This is a genomic window from Achromobacter sp. Root170 (genome assembly GCF_001428165.1).
Taxonomy (GTDB): Bacteria; Pseudomonadota; Gammaproteobacteria; order Burkholderiales; family Burkholderiaceae_B; genus Achromobacter; species Achromobacter mucicolens.
On the sequence record NZ_LMHN01000001.1, the window covers coordinates 1203892 to 1224616 of the forward strand.

At 67.7% G+C, this 20725-nt stretch carries 19 protein-coding genes; 10 read left to right on the plus strand and 9 right to left on the minus strand.

The genetic code is table 11. The features are described 5' to 3' along the window. The first annotated feature begins 149 nt into the window (after positions 1 to 149). Positions 150 to 674, plus strand: coding sequence for a superoxide dismutase family protein (gene sodC, locus ASD87_RS05530; protein ID WP_056318192.1), 525 nt, complete (start codon positions 150 to 152; stop codon positions 672 to 674). 46 nt (positions 675 to 720) lie between these two features. Here the strand turns inward: sodC and ASD87_RS05535 are convergent, their stop codons facing one another. Then, on the minus strand, positions 721 to 1344 hold the full coding sequence (locus ASD87_RS05535) for a glutathione S-transferase family protein (RefSeq protein WP_056318194.1): 624 nt from the start codon (positions 1342 to 1344) through the stop codon (positions 721 to 723). A 243-nt stretch (positions 1345 to 1587) separates the two neighbouring features. Between ASD87_RS05535 and ASD87_RS05540 the strand changes: the two genes are divergently transcribed. The 5 genes from ASD87_RS05540 (at position 1588) to ASD87_RS05560 (ending at position 6701) form a co-directional block, all read left to right on the plus strand. After that, positions 1588 to 2289: a response regulator gene (locus ASD87_RS05540; RefSeq protein ID WP_056318199.1), complete on the plus strand. Its 702-nt coding sequence runs from the start codon at positions 1588 to 1590 to the stop codon at positions 2287 to 2289. Next, a complete protein-coding gene (locus tag ASD87_RS05545) occupies positions 2282 to 3589 on the plus strand; it encodes an ATP-binding protein (RefSeq protein ID WP_056318204.1) in 1308 nt (435 codons plus the stop codon). Before ASD87_RS05540 ends, ASD87_RS05545 begins: the two co-directional genes overlap by 8 nt. A gap of 160 nt (positions 3590 to 3749) precedes the next feature. Then, a complete protein-coding gene (locus ASD87_RS05550; protein ID WP_056318206.1) occupies positions 3750 to 4706 on the plus strand; it encodes a glycosyltransferase family 9 protein in 957 nt (318 codons plus the stop codon). Continuing rightward, positions 4681 to 5838, plus strand: coding sequence for a glycosyltransferase family 4 protein (locus ASD87_RS05555; protein ID WP_056318208.1), 1158 nt, complete (start codon positions 4681 to 4683; stop codon positions 5836 to 5838). The genes ASD87_RS05550 and ASD87_RS05555 overlap by 26 nt, the downstream gene beginning before the upstream one ends. Continuing rightward, on the plus strand, positions 5835 to 6701 hold the full coding sequence (locus ASD87_RS05560) for a carboxylesterase (protein WP_082586198.1): 867 nt from the start codon (positions 5835 to 5837) through the stop codon (positions 6699 to 6701). Before ASD87_RS05555 ends, ASD87_RS05560 begins: the two co-directional genes overlap by 4 nt. On the opposite strand, the gene ASD87_RS05565 is transcribed toward ASD87_RS05560, so the two are convergent. From ASD87_RS05565 to ASD87_RS05595, 7 genes are all read right to left on the minus strand, one after another. Further along, positions 6679 to 7929: an MFS transporter gene (locus ASD87_RS05565; protein WP_056318209.1), complete on the minus strand. Its 1251-nt coding sequence runs from the start codon at positions 7927 to 7929 to the stop codon at positions 6679 to 6681. The genes ASD87_RS05560 and ASD87_RS05565 overlap by 23 nt on opposite strands. Positions 7930 to 8034: 105 nt before the next feature. Continuing rightward, positions 8035 to 8826, minus strand: coding sequence for a type I methionyl aminopeptidase (gene map, locus ASD87_RS05570; RefSeq protein WP_056318211.1), 792 nt, complete (start codon positions 8824 to 8826; stop codon positions 8035 to 8037). Beyond that, positions 8827 to 9072: a ParD-like family protein gene (locus ASD87_RS05575; RefSeq protein ID WP_056318213.1), complete on the minus strand. Its 246-nt coding sequence runs from the start codon at positions 9070 to 9072 to the stop codon at positions 8827 to 8829. It abuts the gene before it with no gap. A gap of 74 nt (positions 9073 to 9146) precedes the next feature. After that, a complete protein-coding gene (locus tag ASD87_RS05580; protein ID WP_056318215.1) occupies positions 9147 to 9866 on the minus strand; it encodes a DUF2894 domain-containing protein in 720 nt (239 codons plus the stop codon). Beyond that, a complete protein-coding gene (locus tag ASD87_RS05585; RefSeq protein ID WP_056318218.1) occupies positions 9856 to 10506 on the minus strand; it encodes an OmpA family protein in 651 nt (216 codons plus the stop codon). Before ASD87_RS05585 ends, ASD87_RS05580 begins: the two co-directional genes overlap by 11 nt. Then, entirely contained in the window at positions 10503 to 13799 is a 3297-nt protein-coding gene (locus tag ASD87_RS05590) for a DUF802 domain-containing protein (protein ID WP_056318221.1), read from the minus strand. The genes ASD87_RS05585 and ASD87_RS05590 overlap by 4 nt, the downstream gene beginning before the upstream one ends. A gap of 10 nt (positions 13800 to 13809) precedes the next feature. Continuing rightward, positions 13810 to 14658 (minus strand): DUF3348 domain-containing protein, encoded by an 849-nt coding sequence (locus ASD87_RS05595; RefSeq protein ID WP_056318223.1) that lies wholly within the window; start codon positions 14656 to 14658, stop codon positions 13810 to 13812. 186 nt (positions 14659 to 14844) lie between these two features. Here ASD87_RS05595 and ASD87_RS05600 point away from each other — a divergent pair, with 186 nt between their 5' ends. The 4 genes from ASD87_RS05600 (at position 14845) to fhuE (ending at position 19697) form a co-directional block, all read left to right on the plus strand. Continuing rightward, entirely contained in the window at positions 14845 to 15423 is a 579-nt protein-coding gene (locus tag ASD87_RS05600) for a M23 family metallopeptidase (RefSeq protein ID WP_082586199.1), read from the plus strand. 68 nt (positions 15424 to 15491) lie between these two features. Continuing rightward, on the plus strand, positions 15492 to 16721 hold the full coding sequence (locus ASD87_RS05605; RefSeq protein ID WP_056318226.1) for a hypothetical protein: 1230 nt from the start codon (positions 15492 to 15494) through the stop codon (positions 16719 to 16721). A 31-nt stretch (positions 16722 to 16752) separates the two neighbouring features. Beyond that, positions 16753 to 17397 carry a PQQ-binding-like beta-propeller repeat protein gene (locus ASD87_RS05610; protein WP_056318229.1) on the plus strand — a complete coding sequence of 215 codons (645 nt, stop codon included), beginning with the start codon at positions 16753 to 16755 and terminating at the stop codon, positions 17395 to 17397. Positions 17398 to 17501: 104 nt separating this feature from the next. Beyond that, on the plus strand, positions 17502 to 19697 hold the full coding sequence (gene fhuE, locus ASD87_RS05615) for a ferric-rhodotorulic acid/ferric-coprogen receptor FhuE (RefSeq protein ID WP_056318232.1): 2196 nt from the start codon (positions 17502 to 17504) through the stop codon (positions 19695 to 19697). Between the two features lie 12 nt (positions 19698 to 19709). Here the strand turns inward: fhuE and ASD87_RS05620 are convergent, their stop codons facing one another. Next, on the minus strand, positions 19710 to 20639 hold the full coding sequence (locus ASD87_RS05620) for a LysR family transcriptional regulator (protein ID WP_056318235.1): 930 nt from the start codon (positions 20637 to 20639) through the stop codon (positions 19710 to 19712). Between the last annotated feature and the right edge of the window lie 86 nt (positions 20640 to 20725).

A 20725-nucleotide genomic window follows, 5' to 3' on the forward strand; every position in this document is an offset into this window, starting at 1 on the left:
GCCGTGTCAAACCTTGTATCAGGAATGAAGTTTGCTGGCGGACCGCCCGGCGCCGGTGCTATCTTCATTGGCGCCACCCATCGCGCGAGGCGCGCGTCTCGCTCCGTTGGCCGCCCGCAGTTCGCGGGCATCTTTCCAGGAGGCAATTCATGAAGAAGTTCTCGATGCTTGTCACGGCGCTGGCTTTGGCGGGCGCGTCCAGCGCGGCGCTGGCCGAAGACGTCTCGATGTCGTTCCTGACGCCAGAAGGCGTGGGCAAGAGCGCCGGCACCATCACCTTGAAAGACACCAAGGAGGGGCTGCAAATCACGCCGCACCTCAAAGGCCTGCCGCCGGGCGAGCGGGGTTTCCATGTCCACGAGAAAGGCTCCTGCGAGCCGGGCATGGTGAACGGCAAGACCGCGCCGGGCGGTGGCGCGGGCGGCCATCTGGACCCGAAGGGCACCAAGGCCCACAAGGGACCGATGGCGACCGACGGACACCAGGGCGACCTGCCGTTCCTCACCGTTGCGGCCGACGGCAGCGCGACGAAAACCGTACTCGCGCCGCATCTGAAGCTGGCCGACGTGAAGGGGCACGCGCTGATGATCCACGCGGGCGGCGACAACTACAGCGACAAGCCCGAGCCGCTGGGCGGCGGGGGCGGACGCCTGGTTTGCGGCGTCGTGAAGTAGCAAGGATGACCGCGCCGGCCCGGCCGGCGCCGGTCTCGCCCCGTTCTCAGGCCGTCCCGTTGCGGCCGTACTGCCGGTAGCCGTCGCGCTCGGCCAGGCGGTCGTAATAGGCCGCCACCGACGGCAGCGCGGGCTTATTGAAAGGCGTCTGGAACCACCGGTTCACGGACAGCCCAACGGGAATGTCGGCCAACGTGAAGGTGTCGCCCGCCACGTACGCCCGGGTGCCGGCCAGGCGTTGGTCCAGGATCTCCATGAATCGCGCCCATTCCTTGCACGACGCCTCGATGGCGGCGGCGTCCTGGTGCGCTGGCGACTGCCGGGCCAATGCCATGAACGCGTAGCTCCAGGACCGGTTCAGGTCCGTTGCCTGCCAATCCATCCACTGATCCACCCGGGCCCGCGCCTTGGGCTCGGCCGGATAAAGATGCCGCCCGTCATACTGGCCCGCCAGATAGCGGATGATGGTGTTGGACTCCCACAGAACGAAGTCGCCATCCTGAATCACCGGCACCATCGCATTGGGATTGCGCGCCAAAAATTGCGGATCGGATGTCGGCCGGAAACCGCTGCCCCAGTCTTCGCGATCGAAGGGCAGGTTCAGTTCGGCACACGTCCACAGCACTTTGCGCACGTTGATGGAGGAGGCCTTACCCAGAATTTTCAGCATGGCAGCCAGCCCGGCGGGGCGTTCGGAAGTACAGGATCGCCGAAGTCTAGCGGGCGGCGAGGGCCATCGCCAGATACAGATCGGGGGATGCGCAGCCAGAACAGAATGCCGTCACATCACACGTGTCCGACTGCCCCGGTATGAGTGGGGAGCCGGCGTCGCGCGCGCGGCAGAGGTCGGGCTTCGGTGTATGCTTGCCGCGCCATTGCACCGTGACGGTGCATGAACCTCTGTCTGCCCACCATGACCAAGGCCCTGTTAGTCGAAGACGATACGAAGCTGGCGCGCCTGATCGCGCAGTTTCTGGAACAACACGGTTTCAATGTCGCCCAGGCTTATCGCGGCGATCACGCGGTGGATGCGTTCCGCCGCCACGAGCCGGCCATCACCATCCTGGACCTGATGCTGCCGGGCCGCGACGGCTTGCAGGTCTGCCGCGACCTGCGTGCGTTCTCGACTGCGCCGATCCTGATGCTGACGGCGCGCGAAGACGATCTGGATCACATCCTGGGCCTGGAGTCCGGCGCGGACGATTACGTCATCAAGCCCGTGGAACCGCGCGTCCTGCTGGCGCGGATCCGCGCCTTGATGCGGCGCCACAACCAGACCGAGCTGCAGCCTGAACGCCTGGATTTCGGCGCGCTGTCCATCGACCGCCAGACGCGCGCGGTGATGCAGTCTGGGGTCGAGGTCGACCTGACGACACTGGAATTCGAAATGCTCTGGGCGCTTGCCAGCCAGGCTGGGCAGGTGTTGACGCGCGACGATCTGCTGAACGCGGTGCGCGGCATCGAATTCAATGGGCTGGATCGCACCGTGGATGTGTGCATCAGCAAATTACGGCGCAAGCTCGATGATGATCCGCGGGATCCGGCCCGCATCAAGACCATCTGGGGCAAGGGCTACCTGTTCTCGCCCAAGGGTCACGAGCTGGACGATGCTTAAGTTCGTCCTGCGCATCTTCGTGGTGCTGGCCATTGGCTTCGTGCTGTCCAACGAAGTCGTCGACCGGGCGGCAAACTATCTTTTTGAGTCGGAGACGGCCAATTACACGCGCGAAGCCGTGCGAGGCCAGTTGCATAGCCTGAAGCAGGAGCTGGCCCACGTGCCGCCGGACGCGCGCCCCGACTACGTGCGCAACACGCTGGCGCCGCATTACGGGCTGGCGTTGCAGGTGCTGGAGCCGGCCGACTACAACGCGGCCGATTTCGCGCTGACCGGCGATGAACGGCGCACCATCGACGCGGGCGGGTTCTTCCTGCGCGACAACCTGATGAGCTTCGTGGCCGCCATACCGGGCCCGGGCGCGCAGTGGCTGATGGTCAAGCTGCCGCCCGAGCCGCTCGTCGGCACGTGGGTGATCGTCGCGATCTACGCGGCCTTGGGCGTGCTGTTGTGCGCCTTCATGCTGGTGTGGGCGCTGCCGGTCTGGCGCGACCTGGAGGCGCTGAAGACCGCCGCGCAGCGGATGGGGCAGGGCGACCTGCGGGTGCGCGCCCAGCTGTCGCGGTTTTCCAGCATCCGTGGGCTGGGCGACACCTTCAACCAGATGTCCGAACGCATCAGCGCGCTGATCAGCAATCAGCGCGAACTGACCAACGCCGTATCGCACGAACTGCGCACGCCCATCGCCCGCTTGTCGTTCGAGCTGGACATGATCGAGCAAGAGGCCGATCCCGCCGCGCGCCGGCGACTGGTCGAAGACATGAAGAACGATGTCGCCGAGCTGGACAGCATGGCGTCGGAATTGCTGATGTACGCCCGTCTGGAACACAAGAGCGACGACATTCCGCTTCAAGCCCAGGACGCCCGCGGGTGGCTCGATTCCGTTGTGCAGCATGCGTCGTTCGAGGCCGAATTGTCGGGGGTGCAGTGCGTGGTGACGCACTGCGATGCAGGCGACGTGCGGCTGCACCCGCGCTACATGACGCGCGCCTTGCTCAATCTGCTGCAGAACGCCATCCGCCACGCCGGCGGGCAGGTGCAGGTCGGACTTGCCAGCCCCGCGCCACGGCAGTACGTGCTGACGGTGGACGACGACGGGCCGGGCGTGCCGCCCGCCGATCGCGAGCGCGTGTTCGATCCCTTCATCCGGCTCGACGAAAGCCGAGCGCGCGGCACTGGCGGTACCGGGCTGGGCCTGGCGATTGTGCGCCGCGTGGCGCGATGGCACAACGGCGAGGCGCTGGTGTCCGAGAGCCCGCTGGGCGGCGCCCGCTTCGTGATTCGCTGGCACGCGGCCTGATCTGACCCGCCCGCCGCGCGCGGCCGCCGGCGTTGTGCAGTGGTATGCCGGGCCGCTTAATGCTTCTTCACAATTGTTAAAGAGATCCGGGAAATTTGCCTGACGGCTCCCGATACATTGCCGGCCATCGGCCAACTGGCCGTCAATACGGAGGCCGCAGGTGTCGGAGATCGTTGTGTATGTCAGAAGCCAGCCGCAGCTGGGCGACCAGATCGTCGCCATGCCAACGCTGTATCAGCTCAAGACATGGTGGCCATCGCGCCGGCTGAAGGTGGTCGCCCGTGACGACGTGGGCAATTTCTACCGGGCGCTGCCGTGGGTCGACGAGTTCGTGCGTGCCTCGACATTCATCGATTACCTGCGCAGCCTGAAATCCGAGACCCGCATGTCCGTCAGCCTGCATCACAGCAGCGAGCGATTCGGCGTGGTCAATCTGCTGCGCCGCCCGGCGATCCGGTTGGGCTTTCGCAATGCCCGCTTCAGCGACGTGGCCTGGACGCATTGCCATCGCAAGGACATCACCGAATACATCGGCCAGGCCAATCTGCGCTTGCTGGCGTCGTACCGGCCATTCGACCTGGAAGGGGCGACTCGCGCCTGTTTCTATACGCTGGCGCGTCCGCACCTGCGCGTGCCGTTGGGCGGCGACGTGGTGATGATTCCCGGAGGCGGCGCCGGCGACTTCAAGCGCTGGAGCCTGTCGAACTACCTGCGGCTGGCCGACAGGCTGAAACCGCTGCTGGGCGCCGGCACCCGCTTTCTCTTTGTGCTGGGCCAGCAGGAAGCCGCGGAGCGGGATGCCCTGCGCGCGATGCAGCGGCCCGACTTCTCCATTGCCTATTGCCGGCCCATCGCCGAGCTGAGCGCCATCATGCTGCGCGCGCGGCTGGTGGTGGCCAACGATTGCGGCCCTTCGCACATCGCGCAAGGCGCTTGCGTGCCGTATGTGGGCGTTTTCAACGAAGCGAATCCCGAGTGGTTCTGGCGCCGGCGCGGTTCGGCGTTCGTGGTGCCGCGGCATCCGCCAAGCGGCATCAACTCGATCACGCCCGGCGAAGTGCTGGCGGCCTGTCTGAATGTATTGGATCATCATGCGCATACTGCACACGCTGGCTGAGCGCAGTCTGGGCGGATTGGAATTCCGCACGCTGGAGCAGGCGAGCTGGCTGCACCTTCACGGCTACGAAGTCGCCATTGCGTCGCCCTCGGGCAGCGCCGTGAGTCACGCCGCGCGCGAGCGCAAGCTGACGACCGTGGATATTGACTTCAACCCTGCCTACTCGCCCAGGACCGTCCTGGCGCTGCGCCGGGCCGTCCAGGCGATGCGCATCCAGGTCATCGATAGCCATAGCCGCGCCGACGCCAAGACGGCCGCGCTGTGCCGGGATCTGTGTGCCGTCGTGCGCACGCGTCATTTTGCCAAGCCCATGCGTTCATCCTTGCGCCGCCGGCTGGAATGGAAACTCGGCTGCGACCACGTCATCGCCACCAGCGACGTCGGCAAACAAGAACTGCTGGCGGCCCGGCTGGTGCCGGACGACCGGATCAGCGTGGTCGGGGAGTGGGCCGGCGACGCGTTCTTTCGGTCCGGTGACGCGACGGATGCCATCCTGCGGATCCGTCGCGGCTTGGGGATACCGGTGCCCAAGGCGTCTTACGTCATCGCTACCGTGGGGATGCTGCGCCCGGAGAAAGGCCAGGCCGATCTGCTTCACGTGGTGCAACGCCTGCGCATTCAAGGCGTGCCCGCGGTGGCCCTGGTCGTGGGCATGGCAACCGCGCGCACACAACCGTATGCGTATTCGCTGTACCGCCTGGCCGTGGATCTGGGCATCGCGGAGCATGTCGTGTTTGCAGGTCATCGGACCGACGTGCCCGACATGATCCGCGCCGCGGACGTGGTGCTGGTTCCGTCCGCGACCGAAGCCTGGTCGCGCATCGTGCCCGAGTCCTTCGCCGGCGAGCGGCCCGTGGTTGCCAGCAATGTGGGTGGCCTGCCGGAGATCGTCGTGCCCGGCCGTACCGGGTGGCTTGCCGCGCGGGGCGACGTCGCGGCGTATGCCGACTGCATCCTGCAGATCCGGAACCGGCCTTGGCATGCCCAGGCCATTGTGGCCAACGCGCGGGCGTTCGCAGATGCGCATCTGCGCCTGGGAGAAAAGATGTTCCGCACGCTCGAGGCGTATCGCGTGGCCGTGGGCGCACGCTTGCCGCCCGAACGCTATCAGCGCGGGGGGGCGTCGGCATGACCACGCTCGACAGGGTCTGCAAGGTGACGGCGTGTCCGGACCCGTGCGCGACGTCCGTCATCCGGACGGCGACGGCATGCGACGGCCCACTGCCGCCGTTGTCGCCCCAGGCGGGCGAGCAGTTGCTTGTGGGCAAGGGCGAGCGCGCGCGCACGGGAATCCTGCTGATCCACCGCCTGGGCGGCGCGCCCTGGGAAATGCATGAACTGGCGCGCGGACTGAATGAACAGGGCTACAGCGTCATGGCGGTCAAGCTGGCGGGCCATTGCGGGTCGCTCCAAGAATTGGCCGGCGCAGGGTGGATGGATTGGCTGGCCAGCGTGCGCCGGGGGGCGGATATGCTGGCCAGCCGGACCGATCGCATCGTCGTCGGCGGAATCGCCACGGGCGCCGTGCTGGCCCTTGCCCTGGCGCAGGAACGGCCGTTCCACGTGGCTGGCGTCCTGGCGTTATCGCCCGTGCTCCGTCATGACGGCCGTGCGGGTCCGCGCCGGGCAAGCAGGGCCTTCCTGCTGCCGGTGTTGCGTGTGCTGGGCATCGCCCGGCATCGCGCGCTGCCGGGACGGCAGCGCCGCGCGGGCTTGCCGGGCACGCCGTGGGGGGCGCTGGGCCAGATGCGTAAGCTGGCGGCCGCGGTACTGCGCCGGATGGACATGGTGCGAGCGCCGTGCCTCGTCATCCATGCACGGCACGACGGCGTCGCGACCGTATCCGGCGCGTTCGAGATCGCGAAAACGGCGCGCAACACGAATGTGCACTTGCAGCTGCTGGCAGACCGTGAGCATGTGATCACGATGGGCCGCGGATGCGGCGATGTCGTCTCGCGAGCCACGGCATTCGTCAGCGGGATTGCTTGGCCTTGATAGCGGGTTGCGCAGGAACCAATTCCGGCTGCCTTTCCAACCGCAGCACCGGCGACGTGAACAGCACGGCGAACTGGATGAAGAAGCCGGCGGTCGATACCCAGAGGCAGGCTTCTACGCCGAACTTCGCAGCCAGGGTGGCGCCGATCAGGGCGCCAATGGGCCGCGCGCCGAAATTGGCCGTCACGATGACGGATGACACACGGCCCAGCAAGGCGTTGGGCGTGACCGATTGGCGCAGGGTGGTCGTGGTGATGGTCCACAGGATGGGCCCTGCGCCGAACAGGAAGAAGCCCACGGCCGCCCATGCGCCCGATGGAAAGGCCAGCGTCGTCAGCAGGATGATGCTGGCCAGCAACGCGGATAGCGGTCCCGCGCCGATCATCGCGCCGAACGACAGCCGGCGCGCGAGCCACGGTGCCGCCAGCGCGCCGGCCAGCATCCCCGCGCCGTAGATGCCCAGCGTGATGCCGACGCCCGCGGCCGACAAGCCCAGCCGATCCACGGCGTAGGCAACGTAGATGGCCAGCAGGATAAACCACGCGGTATTGAAGAAGAGGGCGGTCAAGAGAACCGGGCGCAACAAGGGATGTGTGGCGACGAATGCCGCACCTTCGCGCAGTTCGGTCAGCGGATGGCGCCGCATGGCGGGCTTGGGCGCATCTTGCGGCAGGCCGGCAAGAAACACGGCGGCCAGCAGCGACAGGGTGGTGGCAAGCACGTAAGCGGTGGATGCGCCCATCCACCCGACCAGTGCGCCGCCCGCGGCCGGACCGGCAGAAAAGGCGGCGCTGCGCGCCAGCTCCAGCCAGCGGTTCGCGTTGGACAGTTCGGCAGGTGGAACCAGCTTGGGCACCAACGCGGGGGCCGCGACGTTGTAGGCGACAGTGCCCACCGCCCCGGCAAAGCCCAGCGCCGCCAGCCATTGCAGGCTGAGGCCGCCCGTCCACAAAAGCGTCAGCAGTGCAATCAGGCTTGCCGCGCGCACGCACTCGGCGCCAGTCATGAGGGTTCGGCGCGACATCCGGTCGGCCAGCACACCGGCGGGCAGGGAAAGCAACAGGAACGGCAGCGTTTGCGCGGTCTGCAGATAGCCGGTCTGCGCCGCGGTGGCGCCCAGCGTCAGCACGGCATACAAGGGCGCAGCCGCCAGCGCGATCTGCTCGGAGAATTGCGCGGCAAGGTTCGACGCCGCAAGGCGGCGGAAGGCGGAGGGCAGGGCGGGCATGGGAAGGGAGCGGCGGGCGCCGCGCAAACGGCAAGGGCACGATGTTGATCGTACCCTTGCGGCCCCGCACTCCGGTCCTTGCGCTGCGGCAAGGACGCGCTTCGGTCAGGGAATGGGCGGGTAGTCGCCGAAGCCGTCGGGCCAGGTGGTCAGCACGTCGTAGCCGGTCTCGGTGACGACGACCATGTGTTCCCATTGGGCGGACAGCGAGCGGTCCTTGGTGACGACGGTCCAGCCGTCGGGCAGTTGCTTGGTCTGCGGCTTGCCGGCATTGATCATGGGTTCGATCGTGAACATCATGCCGGGCTGCAGCACCAGGCCTTCTCCAGGCCGGCCATAGTGCAGCACCTGCGGATCGTCGTGGTAGATCTGGCCAATGCCGTGGCCACAGTATTCGCGCACGATGCTGAAGTGCTCGCGGTGCGCGACGGTCTGGATGGCGTGGCCGATGTCGCCCAGCGTGGCGCCGGGCTTGACGGCCATGATGCCCGCGCGCATGGCTTCATAGGTGGTGTTGACCAGGCGGCGCGCCAGGGGGCTGGGCTGGCCGACGTAATACATGCGGCTGGTGTCGCCGAACCAGCCGTCCTTGATGACCGCGACGTCGATGTTCAGGATGTCGCCGTTCTTGAGCACCTTGGCCGACGGAATGCCGTGGCAGATCACGTGATTGACCGACGCACAGATGGTCTTGGGAAAGCCGTGGTAGCCCACGTTGGCGGGCGTGGCTTTCAGCACGTTGACGATGTAGTCGTGACAGACGCGGTCAAGCTCGTCGGTGGTGACGCCGGGGCGAACGTGTTCGCCGATCATGTGCAGCACTTCGGCCGCCATGGCGCCCGCCTTGCGGGCCATTTCGATGTCGGCGGCCGATTTGATGGAAACCTTCTTGGCCATTTATGCGGCCTCCTGCTGCGCGGGTTGCGGCAACCCTTGCGAGAGGGAGGCGATGGTGAAGCCTTCGGCCTGGTCGATGCGGATCAGCAATTGGCAGATGTCGGCATGGCGCAGTTCGGGATAAAGCTCGGAGAGCATGCCGATGCGCATCCAGTGTTCGGCCTGGGAATTGATGGAGCGGCTGAGGGCGCCGCTGGCAACGCGCAGGTTCTCGTGCATCTGCTCGGAAATTTTGACGATACCCATGGTGGATGTAATCCGTATATGTTTCGTATATGGAACGTATCGTACTGCGCCGAGCCGCCGCGTGCAAATCGGCCTCAGGCGGATTCCTTGCTTTCCTTGGCTGGTTTGCGGGGCTTACTGCGCGCGGACTTTTTGGCGGCGCCGGCACGGGGCGCTTCCTTGGGCGCCGGGGCGGCCGCCGCGGTCATTTGCTCCATCCACATCAGCGCGTCCGTGTATGACAGGAACTGCTGCAGGTAACCGGGCGACATTTCGCGCATCAGGGAGAGCGCGCGGTGCACGAGCTGATTGGAGTTGAGCGGGCCGGCGTTCTTGTGGACCTGTTCCTGCGACTGGCGAACCTGGCGGTCGGCGCTGAAGCGGGACCAGAGCGTCTGGAATTCGTCGAGGAGCGGCAGCTCGGGATAGGCGGCGCGCAGGCCCAGCGGGTCGAGCCGCTCGGCGCACGCGCGGTGGGCTTGCGCGTCCGCAGCCTGCGGTTGGCCGGGTGCACCGGGGTTGTCCAGGTAGGCGACCAGGCCGGCGAGGGGGCCGTGTTCGGGGGCAGGCGGTGAACCAGGGAGGTCCTCCGCGGCGCCCGCGTTCGTCAGCGCCGATTCGTACGCCTGGATCAGCTCGGCCAGCCGCCCATCCATCCGCTCGCGGGCGGGGCCGTCATAAGCAGCCGCGCGGCGTGCCAGCGCGTCGATCAGATGAAAACGCAGCGGGTCGGCGCGGTCGGCGCCGCTGGCGCGCCAGCCGTCCAGCACGGCGCGCGGGTCCAGGACCGCCTCGCGGCTGCCGTCACTGCTCACCGGGCTTACCCGCTTCGTTCGAGGGTTTGGGGATGGGCGTGATTTCGACACGCCGGTTCTTGGCGCGGCCTTCCTCGTCCGCGTTGGACGCGACCGGCTGCTCGGCGCCGAAGGCCGCCGCAAAGACCATTGACGACGGTACGCCTTCGTCGATGAGCGCGCGCGTCACGGTGAGGGCGCGCTGCGCGGAAAGATCCCAGTTGTCGGCAAAGCGGCGGTTGCCCTCGCGCACCTGCTGGTCGTCGGTGAAGCCGCTGACCATCAGGATTTCGTTGTGGGTCTTCAGGTAGGCGGACAGCGGTTCGATCAGGCTTTTCAGGATCTCGCGGCCTTCGGGTTGAAGCTGATCGGAGTTCAGGGCGAAGAGCACGCTGCCGCTGATGCCGATGCGGCCGTTCACGAGCGTCACGCGGCCAGCGGCAAGCGGGCCGGCCAGCGCCTGTTCCAGCGTCTCGCGGCGCTGCGTCTCTTCCTGGCGCTGCTTGACCTCTTCCTCAAGCTGCGTCGACAACTGCAACTGCACCGCGACGACGCTGACCAGGATGAGGACGAAGGCGCCCAGCAACACCGACATCAGGTCGCCAAAGACGGCCCAGGCCGGCGCCGTCGGCTCCACGCCGCCGTCGATATCCTCGCTCATGCCGTTTCCGCTCCGGCCGTGGCGCGCTGGGCGGCGAGCTGCTGCAGGTTCTCGATGATCTGCTTTTGCGACATGAGGCTCAGGTCGACGACCTCACGGGCCTGCGCCACGTAGTAGGACAGTTGCTCGTCGCCGCGCGCGATGGATTTGTCCAGCGCCGCTTCGATGCGTTGCAGGTGCGCCGTGAGCTTGTCGTTCGATTCGCCGAAGGCCTGCACGGCGGCGCCGAAGGATTCGCCCAGGCTGGCGACCTCGACCGCGCTGCTGGTGACCAGCGAGGCGACTTCGGTCAGCTTGCCGGTTTCGGACTCGACCTTGTCGGTGAACTGCGCGCCCACGCGTTCCAGCATGTCTGCCGACGACGCCACCAGGGCATCGACGGCCGTGCGCTGCTCGGCCGCGGTGTGGTTGACGGCGTCCAGCAGCGTGCCGAGCGTCTCGAGCAGGCGGTTGCGTTCTTCGAGCATGTCGTTGTCGCGCACCATGCTGTCCGACAGCTTCTGGCGCAGTTCGCCGATGACTTCGGCGGCGGCGCGCGGCGCCTCGGACGCGGCCTGGACCAGACGGCCGATCTCGGCGATGGTTTCGCTGGCGTGGGCCTGTGTTTGCGCGGTGATGTCCTGCGCAGTGAGGCTGAGGGTGTCGCAGATCTCTTGTTGCAGGCCGGCCGCCTGCGCGCCTGCCTGCTGCCATTCGGTGCGCAGCGCATTGGCCATGTCCGCCAGCTTGGCCGTCCAGGCGGCCAGGCGTTCCTCGTCGTTGGCGGCCAGTGCCGCTTGCAGGGCGGTGTGCGATTGTTCCAGCGTCTGCAGCAGCTCGGCCGAATGCGCGCCGAAGGCGGCAGACGCGGTTTGCAGCGCGTCGCGGTTGTCGTCGGCCAGTTGCTTGCCGACGGTTTCCTGGCGGGTCTGCGCGTCTAGCCAGGCTTGCGTGACGCCGCCGGCGGCCGTCTCCAGGCGAGACGACACGGTTTCCAGAAGCGCGGCCTGTTGCTGCGTCTGGGCGGTGATGTCGCGGGCGGTCTGGCTGAGCGCGTCGCTGATTTCCAGCTGGCGCAGGGCGGCCTGCGTGCCGGCCTGTTCCCATTCTTCGCCCAGCTTGGCGGCCATCGCCGTCAGCGAGCCGGTCCAGGCGGTCAGGCGTTCTTCGTCGCGCGAAGCCAGCGCGGCCTGCAGGTCGGCGTGCGACTGGTCCAGCGTGCGCAGCAGCGCGTCGGCATGCTGGCCGAAGGCGGCCGCCGCCGTTTCGAGGGCGCGCTGGTTGTCGGCGGCCAGTTGCTTGCCAAGGTCTTCCTGGCGGGTCTGGGCGTCCGTCCAGGCCTGCGTGACGCTGCCGGCCGCCGTTTCCAGGCGGGTCGACACGTCTTGCAGCAGCCGGGCTTGCGCTTCGGTCTGGCCGGCGATGCCGCGCGCGGTCTGGGCGAGCGCGTCGTTGATTTCCTGCTGGCGGGCGACGGTGTTCGCGCCGGCCTGTTCCCAGTCCTGGCCCAGCTTGGCGGTCATGGCGCCCAGCGTGCCGCTCCACGCAGCAAGGCGTTCTTCGTCGCGGGCGGCCAGGGCGGCCTGCAATTCGGTGTGCGACTGGTCCAGCGTGCGCAGGAGCGATGCGGCGTGTTGCTCAAATGCTGCCGTGGCGGCTTCCAGCGCGGCCTGATTGCCGGCGGCCAGCTTGCTGCTGGCTTCTTCCTGGCGGGCAAGCGCGCGGGTCCATTGGTCCGACACGCCGTTGGCGGCGGCCTCCATGCGGGCCGACACGCCTTCGAGCAGGGCCGCCTGCGCGGCGGCTTGTTCGGCAACGTCGCGCACGGTCTGCGCCAGGGTGTCGTTGATTTCCTGCTGGCGGACGGCGGCCTGCGCGCCGGACTGCTCCCATTCCTGACGCAGCGTGGCGCCCATCGCGCCCAGCGTCTCGGTCCAGGCGGCCAGACGCTGCTGGTCGCGTGAGGCAAGGTCGGTTTGCAGCGCGGCGTGCGACGCGTTCAGGGTGCGCAAGAGCGACGCCGAATGCTGCTCGAAGCTGGCGGCCGCGGCGGTGAGCGCCTGCAGGTTGTCGCCGGCCAGTTTTTCGCCGGCCTGCTGCTGGCGCGACAGCGCTTCGGTCCAGGCTTGCGACATGTCGCCCGACGACGCCTCCAGACGTGCCGACACGCTGTCCAGCAGGCTGGCCGAGCGTTGTTCGAAGGTCTGGGCAAAGCGGTCGAGCGATGCGCGCAGGTCTTGGGCCATGGCCTCGCTGGCGCGTTGCTGACCCGCGACCGCCTGGCTCCAGATGCCCGCGACGTCCGTCGTTGCGGCTTGCAGGCCTGCCGTCAGGCCTTCGAGCTGCTGGCGCACGGCTTGGGCGACGGTGTCCTGCAGGGTGGCGGTTTCGCGGGACAGGCTGTCCATCGTGGCCTGCACGACAGGCTGCAGGGCCTCGCCGGCAGAGCGCGCGCTTTGCGCCACGCTGTCTTTCATGGACTGTTCCATGACGGACGCCAGCCGGGCGTAGGCGGCTTCGGCCTTGCCCTGAAAGGCGGTCTGGCTGGCGATCTGGCGTTCGTTCAGCGCCTGGTTCTGCTGTTCCATGCTCTTCATCATGGATTCCAGCTGGCCGACGATGGCGGGCATGGCTTCGGCCTGCCGCTGCATGATCTCGGCCTGGCGCTGGAGCAGCTTGAAGGATTCTTCGCGCTGGTAGCCTTGCGAGTACACGCGCAGCGTGGTCGCGGTCCTGGTATCGAGAAGCTGCGCCGCGTGGACACGGTCGCGCCGAGAAAGCGCGGCCAACAGGCCCAGCATGGCGGACGCGGCAACGCCGGCGATCGAGGTGCCGAAGGCAAAGCCCAGACCCTTGACGGGGGCGGCCAGCGACGCGCGGATCGCGGCCAGATCGGTCGAGCTTTCAAGCGCAAGGCCAGTGCCGCGCAGCGTGACGACCATGCCAAGAAAAGTGCCCAGCATGCCCAGAAGGACCAGCAGGCCCACCAGATATGGCGTGAGCGACGGGCCGGGCAGGCCCACGCGCTCGCCTTCGATGCGCAGGCGCACGGCGTTGCGCAGTCCGGCCGGAAGCTTGTCCAGCCAGGCGCCGAGGCTGCCCGGCGCTTCGTTCAGGTCCGATACGGCGCGCGTCAGCGACGACGTTGCCTGCTGGTAGCGCAGCAGTTCAAGCGCGCCCGCCAGGTAACAGACGCCGATCAGCAGCGTCACGGCCAGCGCCAGCGGGTTCGTGCCCGCGTAACCCGCGCCGATCCAGCCCACAACGGCCAGTCCGGCCAGGAAAACCACGATATTGATCAGATTCTTGGACATAGTGTCCTAATTAGCTGGTGCGAAGGGCGGCGAGCAGCCCTTCGACCGGTTGTAAACGAACATCCAATTCGGCCAGCAGAACGGCGCGCATGTCGGCACGGAACGTGTCCAGCCACGCGCCGGCGGTAATGGCCAGGGCGGGCGGCGACGTCCCGGCCTGCGCGGCGTCAACGCCGGGCGCCTCGGTATCGCCTTGCACGTTGGCCGCTGCATCGGCCGGCGCGCCCGGTTCAGCCAGGGCCTGCTCCGCAGCCTGCGCCAGCGCCGCTTCCTCGGCCTTGCGCAGGCGGTCGAAGTGCGCCTGCAGCAGTTTCGGGATTGCGCCCAGCAGGGCCCGCTCCTTGGGCAGCAGCGCGCGGTCCATGATCGCGTCCACGACGGCCAGACGCGTCCATTCCCCGTTGCGGGCGGCTACCATTCCGCGCAGCCGGCTGCGCAGGTTGCCAATGCTGGTTTCCATCGTGTGCTGCAACGACAGATACCGTTGGCGAAAACTCGAATAATCGAACTCATCTTCGGCCAGGACGGCCGCCAGCTTCTTGGCGGGCGCCCGTGCCGGGGCAACCCGCTTGGCGGCCGTGGCCGCCGTGTCGCTGGCGATGGCGTCGGCAAGCGTGGTACGCACCCGCACGCATTCGCGTTCTTCGGCGCTGCTGAACATGCGGGCGCCGGGCGCAATCACGGGCGGAGCGGTATTGAGCGCCGCCGACAGGGCGATCGCGTCCGTCCAGCCAAGCCATTGGCTCAGATGGTCGGATAGCGACTGCCTGGACTGCTGGACTTCCGCGTCCGTCAGGCGAGTCAGCAAGCGAATGAGCGTCGGGCCGCTTAAACCTGTGCGCTGGGGGGCTTGCAACATACCACCAGAGTCAAAAAGGGGGGAGTTTACACGCTGCGACGGCCCCGGAGAGCCTGTCGGGACGCCCGGACCGGGGACAAAGCCCAAAATGGGGTCGCATCATGGCCGGCGCGTCGCCGCTTCCGCAACACTGTGTCGCGACCCGGCGGGCAGGAACCCTCGGCCCGCCCGTCCGTCGAACCCTGCATGGATGCCCGCACCCCCTGGCGATTTACCCGACGACTCCTCATGCTTGCCGCGCTGGCCGCCTTGGCGGTTTGGGCCTGGCCTCGCCTGCCCGAAGCGGCGCGCGCACCCTGGCACATGGCGCGGCTTTCCTGGCAGGACGCGCCGCTGTCGTTGCCCGTACCCGTGCAGGGCGTCGCGCCCCGCCGGCTGGCCGACACCTGGGGCGCCGCGCGGTCGGGCGGGCGCTCGCATCAGGGCATCGACATCTTCGCCAAGCGCGGCACGCCGGTGCTGTCGGCAACCGAAGGCGTGGTCACGCGGATCGGCGAGAACACGCTGGGCGGCCAGGTGGTCTGGGTGATGGGGCCGGGCCGGCAGATGCACTATTACGCGCACCTGGACGGCTATGCGGATATCCGCCGCGGCCAGCTCGTTGCGCCGGGCGACGTACTGGGCTTTGTCGGCAATACGGGCAACGCCAAAGGCACGCCGCCGCATTTGCACTACGGCATCTATGCCGGGGGCGGGGCGCTCAACCCCTATCCGCTCCTGATTTCGCCCGGCGGCTCCCCCATGCCGGTGTCGTCCCCGCAATAACCGCGCGGCGCGCCGGTGTAGATTTGTGTCCTGGCAAGAACAATGGGGCAAGGCGTGGCGCACTTTCCATGGACTTTCTGATCTCGGCCGCGGCGCGCGCGCTGGCGGCGGGCGACCCGCTGGGCGCGTTGAACCACGTGGCGCTGCGCAGCGACGCGCCCGCGCTGGCCTTGCGCGGCATCGCCATGGCGCAGCTGGGCGATCTGGCGCGCGCGCGTAGCTTGCTGCAAGGCGCCGCCCATGCTTTTGGGCCGCGGCAGGCCGTGGCGCGGGCCCGCTGCGTCGTCGCCGGGGCCGAAATCGCGCTGGCTTCGCGTGACCTGGGCAATGGCGAGAAAGCGCTGGATGCCGCGCGCGCCACGCTGCAGGCGCACGGCGATGTGGTCAATGCCGCGCATGCCGGTCACCTGGCGGCCCGCCGCCAGTTGCTGCTGGGGCGTCTTGACGAAGCCGAGCGCACGCTTGCCGGATTGGACGTGGCCGCGTTGCCGTGGGCGTCGCGGGCCATTCATGAACTCATCGTCGCGGGCATCGCCATCCGGCGCCAGCAGGCTGCGGCAGGCCGGGCCGCACTCACGCGCGCGGCGCAGTGCGCCGGCCAGGCAAGAATCCCGGCGCTGATGGCGGAAGTGGAACACGCCGAACGGGCGCTGGACGCGCCGGCGGCGCGGCGCATCGCACCCGACGGCGAAAGAAACCTGTCGCTGGACGAGGTCGAGGCGTTACTCGCGTCCGGGGCGCTGGTCGTGGATGCCTGCCGGCACGCCGTGCGCGCAGCGCATGGGACCATCGCGCTGGCCGGCCGCCCCGTGCTGTTTGCGCTGTTGCGGGCGCTGGCGCAAAACTGGCCCGGCGAGGCGACGCGTGAGGCGCTCATCGCCCAGGCCTTTCGCACGCGCTATTTCGACGACACGCACCGCGCGCGCCTGCGTGTCGAAATGGGCCGTCTGCGTGCCGTGATCGGCCCACTGGCCGGCGTGCAGGCCACCCGGCACGGCTACGCGCTCAAGCCCCGTGTGGCGAGCGACGTGGCGCTGCTGGCGCCCGCGGGCGAGGAATCGGATCCGGAGGCGGGCGCGCTGCTCGCCTTTCTGGCCGACGGCGAGGGCTGGTCGAGTTCGGCGCTGGCGCTGGTCATCGGGTCCAGCCAGCGCACCGTGCAGCGCGCGCTTGAGACGCTGGCCGCGGCCGGCAAGGTGCAGGCCTTCGGCCAGGGGCGCGCGCGGCGCTGGATGCTGCCGCCCGTGCCGGGATTCACGACAAGCTTGTTACTTCCGGTGATTCTGCCGGGCCATTAGCATGAACGGACCCCTACAAAAGGAAGCCGACATGAAACGATCGCAAGCCAAGATCCTGCGTGAATATGGTCCGTTCCCCGGCGTCGACGCTGTCCACGGACTGACGTTCGACGGCGAACAGGTATGGTTCGCCACGGGCGACCGCCTCGTCGCCATGGACCCCGTGACCGGACAGACCTCCCGCGCGCTCGACATAACGGCCAACGCGGGCACGGCCTTCGACGGCACCTATCTCTATCAGATTGCCGACGGCCACATCCAGAAGGTGGACCCCTCGAGCGGGGAAATCCTGTCCACGATCCCCGCGCCCGGCGGCGACTGCGTGTCCGGCATGGCGTGGGCCGAAGGCAGTCTGTGGGTCGGCGCCTACCGCGACCGCAAGATTCACCAGGTCGATCCCGGCACAGGCAAGGTGCTGCGCACGATTGATTCCAACCGCTACGTCACGGGCGTGACGTGGGTGGATGGCGAGCTGTGGCACGGCACCTGGGAAGCGGAAGAAAGCGAGTTGCGGCGCCTCGAACCGCGCACCGGCGAAGTCCTGGAGGCGGTGGAGATGCCGGCGGGTGTCGGCGTGTCGGGCCTGGAAGCCGACGGTGGCGGCACGTTCTACTGCGGGGGCGGCGAGAGCGGCAAGGTGCGCGCGGTGCAGCGGCCAGGAAAAGCCTCCGCTTGACCCCGGACAATGGGGAAAATACAACATTAGTGGATATGAGAAGCATTTGCATTTAAACTTCGTGCCGATTTGTCGCCCTTATTCCAATTCGGTAGGAAGCCACAATGCAAGATCAGAGACGCGTCGCGCGCGGCCCCCTTGTTCACCCTCGTTTTGTGCTGCGCCGCACGTCGGCGATGGTTTTTCTGGCGTTGGCCTCGGCAGGCGCGGTCGCGCAGGAGGCCGCTGTCGCCACGATGCCGTCGGTGCAGGTGGTGGGCGACACCGCCAACGCGAACACGACCGAGGGAACCGGTTCCTACACGCCGCGCGCCACGGCGGCCAGCACCGGGCTGTCGCTGTCGCTGCGCGAGACGCCGCAGTCGGTCACCGTCATGACGCGCCAGCGCATGGACGACGAGGACATGCGGTCGCTGGCGGACGTGATGGCCAGCACGCCCGGCATTTCGGTGCAGAACTTCGATAGCGAGCGCTACACCTTCAATTCGCGCGGCTTCAGCATCACCAACTACATGTACGACGGCGTGCCCACGGCGTTCGACGTGGGCTATGCAGCGGGCGAGTCGTCCGTCGACCCGATCATCTACGACCGCGTGGAAGTCGTGCGCGGCGCCACGGGCCTGATGACGGGCGCGGGCAATCCGTCGGCCTCGATCAACCTGGTGCGCAAGCACGCCGACAGCCGCGAGTTCAAGGCGGACCTGAGCGCGGGCGTGGGCACGTGGGACACCTATCGCGCCACGGCTGACCTGTCCACGCCGCTCAATGCCGAGGGCAGCGTGCGCGGCCGCATCGTGGCGGCGTACCAGGACAACCATTCGTTCCTGGACTACTACCAGAACAAGAAGAAGGTTTTCTACGGCGTGGTGGACGCCGACCTGACCTCGCGCACGACGCTCAGCGTGGGCTACAACTACCAGGACAACGAGCCAAAGGGCAGCACGTGGGGCGGCTTTCCGCTCTGGTACGCGGACGGCGGGCGCACCGATTGGCGCCGGTCGCTGAACACCGGCGCGCGCTGGTCCTCGTGGGGCAGCACCACGCAGGGCGCGTTTGCCAGCCTGGAGCACCGCTTCGACAACGACTGGCGCGTGCAGGCCGTGGGCTCGTATTCCAAGAATGAAATGGACGGCAAGCTCTTGTACCTGCACGGCTGGCCGGACCGGGAAACCGGACTGGGCATGGGCGCCTCGCCGGCCTGGTATCTGGGCGATCGCAAGCAGAACGCGCTGGACCTGAAGGCAAACGGCCCGTTCACGCTGTTTGGCCGCCGCCACGAGGCCGTGGTGGGTGCAAGCTTCAACCGGCAGAAGGGCGACTTCAACTACCGGTCTGCCATCGGCGCTGCCGCCGTGGGCAATTTCCTGGACTGGGACGGCTCGTATCCTGAACCCGGCTGGAACGATTCGATCATTGCCAACCGCTACACCACCACGCAGACCGGCTGGTACGGCGCGCTGCGCCTGAACCTGGCCGACCCGCTCAAGCTGATCGTGGGCGGCCGCTACAGCACCTGGAAGACCAATTCGGTCGGGTTTGGCGGCGAAGGGCGCACCGAATTCGACAAGAACGACTTCACGCCATACGCCGGCCTGCTGTACGACATCAATGACACCTACACGGCGTACGTCAGCTACACAGGCATCTTCAATCCGCAGACCTACCAGGATCGCAACGGCAACTGGCTGGACCCGCTGGAAGGCAAGTCGTATGAAGCCGGCATCAAGGGCGAATGGCTGGACGGCCGCTTGAATGCCAGCGCCGCCGTCTTCCAGATCGACCAGGACAACGTGGCGCAGGCGGATCCCGGTCAGATGGTGCCGGGCACGACCAACCAGGCGTACACGGCGGCGCAAGGCACGCGCAGCCGCGGGTTCGACCTGGAACTGTCGGGCGAAGTGACGCCGGGCTGGAACGTGGCGGCCGGGTGGTCGCACTGGACCGCGCGCGATGGCGACGGCAACGCGATCCAGACCGACCAGCCGCGCAGCCTGGTGCGCGTCTTCACGACCTACCAACTGCCGGGTGACTGGAACCGCCTGACGGTGGGCGGGGGCGTGAACTGGCAAAGCCACGTTTACACCATCGCCAGCGGCCCCAACGGCGACGAGCGCGTGGGGCAGGGCAGCTATGCCGTGACCAACCTCATGGCGCGCTACCGTTTCAACCGCAATCTGTCGGCGCAACTGAACGTGAACAACGTGTTCGACCGCAAGTACTACAGCCAGATCGGCTTCTACAGCCAGGGCGCGTGGGCCGCTGGCCGCAGCGCGATGCTGACGATGCGCTACCAGTACTGATCGCAGGCGCGCCTAGGCGGGGCCGATCGGCCCCGACGCCGCCCGCGCAGCCTCGGCAATGCTGGCAATGAAGGCCTTGGCGGCTTCCGGCATGATGCGCCCGGCCAGCGTCTGCACCTCGAAGTGGCGCTCGTTCATCTCGCGGTCGCGCAGGGGCACGGCGACGATTTTTCCCCACGCCAGACGGTTGCGGATCGCCAGTTCGCCGCAGAAGGCGACCCCGCCGCCCGCGCTGGCAAAACCCACCAGCGCGTCGATGCTGCGGCTGGTGAACGCCGGCTCGCAGTGCAACTGCTGGCGGCTGCAGCTGATGTCGATCAGCTGGCGCAGCGTGGAATCGGGCGTGGGCAGCGCAAGCGGATACGCCATCAATTGCGCCAGCGCCAACTCGCGGCGGTCGGCCAGCGGATGGCCGGCCGAAAGGATCGCGCGCACCGGCGCGGGCACGCGCGCTTCCACCCGGATATCGCGCTGCGACGTCAGGCTGAGCGTGACGCCGATGTCCGCCGAGCCGTCCCGGATGCGCTGGGGAATCTCCTGCTGCGAGCAGACATCCAGCGAGAACCGGATACCGGCGTAGTGCTGCCGGAACGCCGCGATGGCGGCCGGGACGAATTCCGACGCATAGCCCTCGGTGCTGACGATGCGCACATGACCCTGGCGCAGCCCGCGCAGCGCCAGGATGTCGCCCGCCACGCGCTCCACGTCCTGCTGCATGCGCTTGGCGTGCGCGGCCAGCAGTTCGCCGGCGGCGTTCGGGACCATGCCGCGCGCGCGGCGCTCGAACAGCAGCGTGCCCAGTTCGCGTTCGACGCGGGCAATCTGCCGGCTGACGGCCGACGGAGCGACATCCAGGCGGGCGGCGGCTTCGCTGACCGAGCCGGTGCGCACGACTTCCAGGAAATAGCGCAGGGAAATCTCCTGCAGGACGCGAGGGTTCATGGTCGGATCCAAGGTTTGCGGAAAGCGCAAAGAAGAATTCTAACCATTGATATTGCTGCAAAGCGTCGGCCGCCTCTAGGATGTGG

Bases quoted from the DNA above. Each gene is read 5' to 3' on its own strand.
- ASD87_RS05565 (WP_056318209.1), bottom strand. From the start codon at position 7,929: ATGCCCGCCCTGCCCTCCGCCTTCCGCCGCCTTGCGGCGTCGAACCTT.
- ASD87_RS05610 (WP_056318229.1), top strand. From the start codon at position 16,753: ATGAAACGATCGCAAGCCAAGATCCTGCGTGAATATGGTCCGTTCCCC.
- ASD87_RS05590 (WP_056318221.1), bottom strand. From the start codon at position 13,799: ATGTCCAAGAATCTGATCAATATCGTGGTTTTCCTGGCCGGACTGGCC.
- ASD87_RS05620 (WP_056318235.1), bottom strand. From the start codon at position 20,639: ATGAACCCTCGCGTCCTGCAGGAGATTTCCCTGCGCTATTTCCTGGAA.
- ASD87_RS05560 (WP_082586198.1), top strand. From the start codon at position 5,835: ATGACCACGCTCGACAGGGTCTGCAAGGTGACGGCGTGTCCGGACCCG.
- ASD87_RS05545 (WP_056318204.1), top strand. From the start codon at position 2,282: ATGCTTAAGTTCGTCCTGCGCATCTTCGTGGTGCTGGCCATTGGCTTC.
- ASD87_RS05605 (WP_056318226.1), top strand. From the start codon at position 15,492: ATGGACTTTCTGATCTCGGCCGCGGCGCGCGCGCTGGCGGCGGGCGAC.
- ASD87_RS05585 (WP_056318218.1), bottom strand. From the start codon at position 10,506: ATGAGCGAGGATATCGACGGCGGCGTGGAGCCGACGGCGCCGGCCTGG.
- ASD87_RS05600 (WP_082586199.1), top strand. From the start codon at position 14,845: ATGGATGCCCGCACCCCCTGGCGATTTACCCGACGACTCCTCATGCTT.
- map (WP_056318211.1), bottom strand. From the start codon at position 8,826: ATGGCCAAGAAGGTTTCCATCAAATCGGCCGCCGACATCGAAATGGCC.
- ASD87_RS05595 (WP_056318223.1), bottom strand. From the start codon at position 14,658: ATGTTGCAAGCCCCCCAGCGCACAGGTTTAAGCGGCCCGACGCTCATT.
- ASD87_RS05535 (WP_056318194.1), bottom strand. From the start codon at position 1,344: ATGCTGAAAATTCTGGGTAAGGCCTCCTCCATCAACGTGCGCAAAGTG.
- fhuE (WP_056318232.1), top strand. From the start codon at position 17,502: ATGCAAGATCAGAGACGCGTCGCGCGCGGCCCCCTTGTTCACCCTCGT.
- sodC (WP_056318192.1), top strand. From the start codon at position 150: ATGAAGAAGTTCTCGATGCTTGTCACGGCGCTGGCTTTGGCGGGCGCG.
- ASD87_RS05575 (WP_056318213.1), bottom strand. From the start codon at position 9,072: ATGGGTATCGTCAAAATTTCCGAGCAGATGCACGAGAACCTGCGCGTT.
- ASD87_RS05540 (WP_056318199.1), top strand. From the start codon at position 1,588: ATGACCAAGGCCCTGTTAGTCGAAGACGATACGAAGCTGGCGCGCCTG.
- ASD87_RS05555 (WP_056318208.1), top strand. From the start codon at position 4,681: ATGCGCATACTGCACACGCTGGCTGAGCGCAGTCTGGGCGGATTGGAA.